A 7187-nucleotide genomic window follows, 5' to 3' on the forward strand; every position below is an offset into this window, starting at 1 on the left:
CCCGGCCGCCGGCCACGCTGATCACCGCTTCCTCGATCACCGACCGGTCCAGGGACGGCTCGACGCCGCTGACCATCGCCACGATGACGCCGACCGGGTCGGCCAGCACTTCCGGGATGCCCGCGGTCATCGCTCAGCCGCCGTCCCGCGTGATCCTGGCCCGCCGCGGACGCAGCATGCCAACCCCCGCTTCTTCCCCGCTGGCCGTCTTTGCCTTGCGGGCAGGCTTAGCCGCGGCGGCCGGCTCGATCAGGTCCTCCATCGAGCAGTCCAAGATGTCCAGCAGCGCCATCAGGACCTTCAGGCTCAGCCGCTCGGGCCGCTCGGTGACCAGCCGGTAGACCTGGCTGGACGACAAGTCGATGCCCCGCTCGGCCAGCAGGGGGGCCAGGTCCGTCGTCTGGAACATGTCCCGGCTGGCCATGACCTGCCGCAGGTTCCACCGGTAATCCAGCTTGCGCGTCATCGGTTCCTCCCGTCCTCAGCCCGGCTGCCCGCCGAGCGCCGGGGCCAGCGCCTTGCGCAGCGCGGTGTTCATGAAGTCGCCGCTGACATGCGTATAAATCGCCGTCGAAGTGTCGCAGCGGTGCCCCACGGCCTCCTGGATGAACCGCCGGTCCACCCCGTCCTCAGTCAGGTGCGTAACCCACGAGTGCCGCAGGCTATGCGGGACCAGGGCCGACGGCAGGCCCAGCGCGTCGCGGTAGGCGACGAACCGGGCATTGATCTCGGCCGGCTTGACCCGCCCGCCCCGCTCGGTCACCCACAAGGCCGGATGATCCGGGCACCCGAACCTGGGCCTGATGTTCTCCACGTAGTCGGCCACCGCCTCCACCGCCCAGGCCATCACCGACGGGACGTTCCGCCGCCGCGGCGGCTGCCCGCGCACCGCCTTGCCGTAACGGACGTGCAGCATCCCGAACCGGCCGAACTCCGGAGCCGCCGGGTTGCGGCCCCAGTCCGCCACGTCCAGCTTCGACGTCTCGGTGCGCCGCAGCCCCCACCCGTAGATGACCTTGAACAGCGTCGCGTCCCGGTAAGCCGCCAGCGCTCCCTTCCGCTTCGCCGCCACCGCGCGGTCGACCTGCTCATCGGCATAGTCCAGGAAAGCCTGCAGTTCCTCGCGGGTGAACGGGCGGGCCTCCGGGCTGCCCTCGTACTCGTTCAGGTGCGCGACGGTGTTCCACTCATGGCAGATGGCCACCGGGTGCCTGCCCGGCCCGAACGCCTTCTCGCACGCCGCCGCCCAGCCGTACCGCCCGTCGGTGAGGTACTCGCTGAACAGCCGCAGGCCGGTCTGGTAACCGCGGATCGTCGACGGGGCCAGGTGCCGCTCCCCGGCCAGCGACAGCGTCCACTCATCAACGTGCCCCGGCCCCCAGCTCCACGGGTACTCGTTGGTGAACTCGACAAACGCGCGCACCAGCCTTTCCCGGGGAGCGATCGTCGAGTCCTGCAGCCCGCGGGCCTTCTGCTGCGCCCGCCAGCCGCTCAGCATCGCCTCGCACATCGCGTCCTCCGGCCGCAGCGGCACCACCCCGGACACCAGCTCCAAGTGCGCCGCCCCCGCCAGATCGCCTCGCCCCAACCCGCCCTCCAGCCCCAGAAACCGCATCCGTCTGAAGGGAGGATCATGCACCTAACGGGATCAACGCGCAACTCATGCAGGTCAGGAGGTGCCGTCAGCCAGCCGCGTGCCGTTATTGCCGGACCCCGCTCATCAGGCGACCTGCGGGTTCTCGCCCATCTGATGCAATTCCTGATAGTTGACATACCGCATCGTCGAACTCACCGTCCAGTGACCGAGCAGCTGCTGGATCGCGACCAGGTCCACCCCTCGCTCATAGTTGTGGGTCGCGCACGCCCGGCGCAGCGCGTGCGGGCTGAACCAGTCCGCGCCCGGGCGTCCTTCCAGCATCATCAGATACCGCAGCCGGTTGCGGATCGTGCCCGGATGCAGCGCGCCGCCGGATTCATCGGCGAACAGGACGGCTGAGTCCGGGAACCTGCCGCGCACGTCCTCCAGGAACCAGCGCAGCACCAGGTCCAGGCCGTCCAGCATCGGTACCCACCGCGGCCGCGGCCCAGAGGTATGAGCCCCCTTGCCGAACCGGACATGCAGCTTCCCGAACGGGCCACGGCCGAAGTGCACGTCCGGCCGGTCCAGCAGCGCAGCCTCCTCCGACCGCAGCCCCGCGTGATACAGCGTCCGGAACAAGGCATAGTCCCTGGCTGCGGGCGCGTACTTACGGGCGGTCGCGATCCGGGTTTTCAGGAAGTCGAAGAACTCGCTGACCCGCTCGGGAACCGGAGGCGCCAACTCGGCCGGGGAATCGTCACCGACGTGCCGGGAGGCATTGAACTCATCGACCGGGCAGACCAGCCGGACCCCGAACGCGGCCTCGATCTCGGCAGCCTTACGGGCCTGAAGGAACCGGTGGAAGCCCTTGAAGATCTGCACGTACTCCCGGCGGGTGGCCGTCGTCCGCCCGGCCACGGCCAAGTCTCCGACGACCCGGTCGATGTCCTCCGGCGTCACCTCCCACGCCGGGCGGCCCAGCGCCCTCAGCGTCCGCTCGAGCTGGCCGATGTCGTTATCGACCGTGACCGGGCTGAACCCGCGCGCCCGCCAGGAAGCGACGAACGCATCCACGCACGCAGCCTGGAACTTCCACGGATCACTCTCGACCGGCCCTTCCAGGACCGCCCCGCCGTCCAGCACCCGCAGCCTCGGCGTCACCGGCACACCTTCCTCACACCTGAATCATTAAGGTAATGCCTAACATACGCTGCTTACACCTCAAAGATCAGCAACCACGCCGCTGAGCAGATATCCCAGGCACCAGCCCGGATTGCTCAACCCGAACATGTGCCAGCCCCGGTTCGCTGGGGCGAGGTCTTCGGCGACGACGTGGTCGCCGCCGCGATGATCGACAACCGGAGTACGCGCGGGTTCCGTCGGTTCCCCCGGTCACGGAAGACCGCATGTCAGCAGGTCAGCGTCCGCTGAGCAGCCCGATTCCGATCACATCGGAATCCGCTAATTTAACCAGGATTCCTGGAGTTACTGGCGTAATCTCCCGTTCCGTGGCTGAATCCAGGAGTCGCCTTCTGTCCGTGGTGCCGGTCCCCGCTCCGGGCGGCAGCGGGCAGCATGAGCCGGAGCTCGTGGCCGTCGAGCCGGGCTTGGCTGACGTCCTCACGCTGCAGCGGCGCAAGGCCGCCGAGCTGAGCGAGGACGGCGAGGGAGGCTTCTTCCTGGACACGATCGCCGAGTACCAGTGGGCCCGAGACGCTGCCGGACTGGCGCAGGCGACGCTGGACGGGCTGGTCAAGCCGGTCATCGAGGTCTGCGAGCATTACGGCCTGTCTCCGTGGCGGCTGACCCCGCGGCACGTCGACAAGTACTTCGCCGGGGAGGGCAAGCGGTCGGGCGCCACGGTCCGCCGGAAGATGAACCAGATCGACGGCTACTTCGCGTTCCTCGAGCAGAGGTATGCGGGCGAGATCGCCCGCCGTTACGGGATCGGAGTAGAGTCGCCGGTCGACCCGTTCAACCGGCCCCGGCACCGCGGCGACTTCGGCCTGCGGGTTCCGCCCTCGCAGCGGGCTCTCCGCGAGTTCTTCGCCCGCTGGCGCCGCTCGCTGGAAGCGGCCCGCAAGCCCGCGGTCGCCCGCCGCGATTACGTGATGGGCAAGCTCACCTACCTCTCCGGCGTCCGGGCTGCCGAGCTGTGCGGCGTCCGGATCGGCGACCTGCACTGGGAATCGGGACAGTGGGGCCGGTTCCTGGTCAACGGCAAGGGCGCCCGCGGGTCCGGGCCCCGCCAGCGGGAGGCCTACATGTTCGAGGAAGGCCGGGCACTGCTGTGGTGGTGGATCGAGGACGTCCGCGGCGGGTTCAGCGACGACCCGGGGCACCCGGACGCGCCGCTGTTCCCCTCCGAGCGCATCCCGCCGGCCGTGTCGGCGCTGAACGTGCCCTCACCGGGGATCGCGGTCACGCCGCCCACCTTCCGCAAGGCCCTGCAGGCCGCCGGCGAGCGGTTCCTGACCGGGCCGGTCACCCACCTGCACCCCCATCTCCTCCGCCACGCCGCGGCGACCCACAACTACGAGGGCGGCATGTCGCTCTGGGAGGTGCAGAAGCTATTGGGCCACGACCGGCCGACCACTACGGTTTCCTACCTGGCAACTGCCCATGCCGATCCCGAGAAGGCCGGCCTGGCCGCCGCTGACCGGGCAGTGCAACGGCTGACGACGGACAAGGGGAACCTGCGATGAAATGGAACCTGCGCTGGGCCGCAGCGAAGCGTGACATCTGGCGGCCCGCTGACCTGCTGAAAGCCTTTGAGGAAGCCGGGTTCACGCCCTCGCTCAGCAAGGTCGCCGCCCTCTGGAGCGGCAAGCCGATCTCGGTCCGGCTCGACGACCTGGACAAGATCTGCGCCGCACTGGACTGCACCGTCGCTGACCTGCTCGAGGCCGAGCCCCTCGCCGGCGCTGACGGCGGCCGGCAGGAGCAGCGGGCAGCCGGGGCCGGCGGTCAGCCCGGCAGCCCCGCCCGGCCGGTCCCGCGGGCCGGCGGATCCCGCCGGTCGCTGCCCCCGAACTGACATGCCCGGCGACGAGAGGAGATGGCCGGCCGGGCAGTGCCCGGTCTGCCTCGGCTGGGGTCCGCTGACGCAGTACACCTGCTGCGCCGCCTGCTCCAAGTGGCGGCGGGCCCTCCCGGGCCAGGCTCCCTGCCTGCACTGCAGCCGCGTGACCCACGTCGATCGTGACGGGCTCTGCCGCCCCTGCCTGATGACCGTCCGCGTCGAGGACCCCGGCTGGCTAGCAAACCCCCGGCCGGGGCGGCCGCTCCAGCTCGGGTTCCTCCTGCCCGGACTCCGGCTGTCCCGGGCATCGTCGCTGACGCTCCCCGCCAACTGCAAGGACAAGCAGGTGCCCTCCGGCATCGCGGCCTGCCGGCGGGTGATCCAGCCCCGCCGGCCGCAGCTAGCGCAGCCGGTCTCGCCGCACCTGGTCGATCCCGCGCAGGGCGTGCTGTTCGACGCCCGCCGTGACTGGAGCTTCCTTAACGCTGGCGAACTGGACCAGTTGCCCGCCCTGACGCCCGCAGCCAGCGCCCTCGTCGGCGAGCTCGACCGGCACGCCAGATCCTGCGGCATGGGCACCGGGCCGCGCAATAACGCGACCAAGACCCTCCGGATCCTGCTGGCCTGGCTGGGAGCCGGCGCCCCTGTCCACGAGGCCGACGTCAGGGCGCTCAGCTCCCGTCCCAGCACCGCTACCCGGCGGGTCCTGCAGTTCCTCGATGACCGCGGCATGATCATCCCCGACCCGGACCGGCAGGGCACCTCCGTCGAGCGCACCATCAACCAGCACATCGACGCCCTTCCCGACGTCATCGCCGGCGAGGTCCGCCAGTGGGTGAGAGTCATCCGCGGACAAGGCCGCCGGGCTCACCAGGAACTGCCGTTCTCCTCGGTCCGCAGCTACCTCAACTGCTTCCATCCGGTCCTGGCCGAATGGGGCCAGCACGTCACCAGCCTGCGCGAGATCACCCGCGACGACATCCAGGAAGCACTCAGGCAGCACCCGGGCGCCAGGGCACACAACCTGCTTCCCGCCCTGCGCAGCCTGTTCCGGGCACTCAAGCAGGAGAAGATCATCTTCCGGGACCCGACCCGCGGGGTCACCCTGCCGTCCATGCGCCGGCTGCCGGCCCCGATCCCCACCGACCTGCTCCGCGGGCTGATCGACCGGGCCGGCACCCCGATCGCCAAGGTCACCGTCGCCATGATCGCCATCCACGCGCTCGGCAAGAAAGAGACGGCTTCCCTGCTGCTGGAAGACCTCGACCTGCCCCGCGGCCAGCTCGCCGTCCGGCGCCCGACCGGAACGCACACCGTTTACCTCGACGAGCTTTCCCGTGCGCTCATGGCCGACTGGCTCCGCGAACGGCACAGATGCTGGCCCCTTACCGGCAATCCCCACCTGCTGGTCACCAGGCACACTGCCGTCGACACCGCCGGGCCGCCTATCGCCCTCACCGTCCTCGACGCCATCTTCGGCGAGCTCGGCCTCAACCCGTCCCAAGTGCGGCAGGACCGGATCCTCGACGAAGCCCGGCACACCGCCGACCCCGTCCACCTCATGCGCGTCTTCGGCCTCACCGCCAAACCCGCGATGAACTACGTCCAGGCTGCTCACCCCGACCGCGGTCCCACCGTGCCGCGATGATCCCGAGGAGACCCATGACCGCTCACGACCCGGCCGCCGCCCTCCGGCCTGCGCCGCCGGGCTCTCCCCACTCAAAGCCGGCGTCGCCGTGCTCGCCGGCCGGACAACAGCAGATACCGATCGCCCGGATCCCGCGAACCCAGCCACCACTTTCCCCTCGATCACGACCGACGGCCGGGTTCCCCGCGAGCAGGCTCCCAGATCTCCGGAACCCGCGCGCTTCCGGCTGGTCCACCACGCCGAGGTGATCAGCCTCAAGGGCGACAGCTACCGGCTCAAGAACCGCGACCTGGGCCGCATCCCCGCAGCCAGCCACGACCCCGGAGAAAACTCATGACCGAGCTCATCCCCCCGGTCCCGCCGCGCAGCGGCAACGACACGTGGGACCTGATCGAGAACGCCCTCCGCGAGCTCGCCGACCGCCGCGGCCGCTGGCCCGGCGACCCCCTTACCGCGATCACCCTGCTGGCCAGCCTCATCGACCAGGCCGGGCGCATGATCCCCGAGCTCGCCGCCGACGCCCGCCGCAAGCACGCCAGCTGGGCTGACATCGCCACCACCCTCGGCACCAGCCCCGAGCAAGCCGAACTCCAGTACAGCCGCCGTTCCCCGCTCCGCGACACCCGCGAACCCTACGACCCCGACTAACCACCAGCAGACCAACGCAACCTAACCAGCCAACCCGTCGAGGGGTCAAAATTCAGGAGCCGCCAGAGGGTCAGTTTTCAGATGCCGTTGACACACTGAGGAGGAACTCTTCACGGGCCTGCTCGAACTCGGCCGGCCCGAGCAGCCGATGCGGGACGTTTGGGTGGCCTTCCTCGACCATCCCGCGCCAGCCGAGCAGATCGTGAATCTCCGGAAGCAGATGTCCCGACACCACTCGATCATGTACGAATCCATTGCCGACATCCGTGAGCTTAAGGAGAAGCTGACCG

General features: G+C 69.8%; 9 protein-coding genes. 5 read left to right on the forward strand and 4 right to left on the reverse strand.

Going from position 1 to position 7187, the window contains the following annotated elements; translation table 11 throughout:
• Nucleotides 1-133 precede the first annotated feature (133 nt).
• The 3 genes from Q1N79_RS07335 to Q1N79_RS07345 all read right to left on the reverse strand — a co-directional run bounded on the left by Q1N79_RS07335 (nt 134) and on the right by Q1N79_RS07345 (nt 2740).
• Entirely contained in the window at nt 134-466 is a 333-nt protein-coding gene (locus tag Q1N79_RS07335) for a helix-turn-helix transcriptional regulator (RefSeq protein ID WP_300605861.1), read from the reverse strand.
• 15 nt (nt 467-481) lie between these two features.
• Complete coding sequence (locus Q1N79_RS07340; protein ID WP_300605863.1) at nt 482-1588, reverse strand: tyrosine-type recombinase/integrase; 1107 nt, start codon at nt 1586-1588, stop codon at nt 482-484.
• Nucleotides 1589-1720: 132 nt separating this feature from the next.
• On the reverse strand, nt 1721-2740 hold the full coding sequence (locus Q1N79_RS07345) for a site-specific integrase (protein ID WP_300605865.1): 1020 nt from the start codon (nt 2738-2740) through the stop codon (nt 1721-1723).
• A 347-nt stretch (nt 2741-3087) separates the two neighbouring features.
• Here Q1N79_RS07345 and Q1N79_RS07350 point away from each other — a divergent pair, with 347 nt between their 5' ends.
• The 5 genes from Q1N79_RS07350 (at nt 3088) to Q1N79_RS07370 (ending at nt 6897) form a co-directional block, all read left to right on the forward strand.
• A complete protein-coding gene (locus tag Q1N79_RS07350; RefSeq protein WP_300605867.1) occupies nt 3088-4284 on the forward strand; it encodes a site-specific integrase in 1197 nt (398 codons plus the stop codon).
• Entirely contained in the window at nt 4281-4616 is a 336-nt protein-coding gene (locus tag Q1N79_RS07355) for a helix-turn-helix transcriptional regulator (protein WP_300605869.1), read from the forward strand. Before Q1N79_RS07350 ends, Q1N79_RS07355 begins: the two co-directional genes overlap by 4 nt.
• A 148-nt stretch (nt 4617-4764) precedes the next feature.
• A complete protein-coding gene (locus Q1N79_RS07360; RefSeq protein WP_300605871.1) occupies nt 4765-6249 on the forward strand; it encodes a hypothetical protein in 1485 nt (494 codons plus the stop codon).
• A gap of 88 nt (nt 6250-6337) precedes the next feature.
• Nucleotides 6338-6586, forward strand: a complete 249-nt coding sequence (locus Q1N79_RS07365; RefSeq protein ID WP_300605873.1) for a hypothetical protein — start codon at nt 6338-6340, stop codon at nt 6584-6586.
• The gene (locus Q1N79_RS07370; protein WP_300605875.1) at nt 6583-6897 is read left to right on the forward strand and encodes a hypothetical protein; all 315 of its coding nucleotides are present in this window, start codon (nt 6583-6585) and stop codon (nt 6895-6897) included. The genes Q1N79_RS07365 and Q1N79_RS07370 overlap by 4 nt, the downstream gene beginning before the upstream one ends.
• Before the next feature lie 70 nt (nt 6898-6967).
• Here Q1N79_RS07370 and Q1N79_RS07375 read toward each other — a convergent pair.
• On the reverse strand, nt 6968-7187 hold a 220-nt coding region (locus tag Q1N79_RS07375), incomplete at its 5' end, for a hypothetical protein (RefSeq protein WP_300605885.1).

The sequence above is a fragment of the Trebonia sp. genome (assembly GCF_030042015.1).
Taxonomy (GTDB): Bacteria; Actinomycetota; Actinomycetes; order Streptosporangiales; family Streptosporangiaceae; genus Trebonia.

Excerpts from the sequence above, each read along its gene's own strand:
- Q1N79_RS07335 (WP_300605861.1), bottom strand. The coding sequence starts at position 466 with ATGACGCGCAAGCTGGATTACCGGTGGAACCTGCGGCAGGTCATGGCC.
- Q1N79_RS07355 (WP_300605869.1), top strand. The coding sequence starts at position 4,281 with ATGAAATGGAACCTGCGCTGGGCCGCAGCGAAGCGTGACATCTGGCGG.
- Q1N79_RS07370 (WP_300605875.1), top strand. The coding sequence starts at position 6,583 with ATGACCGAGCTCATCCCCCCGGTCCCGCCGCGCAGCGGCAACGACACG.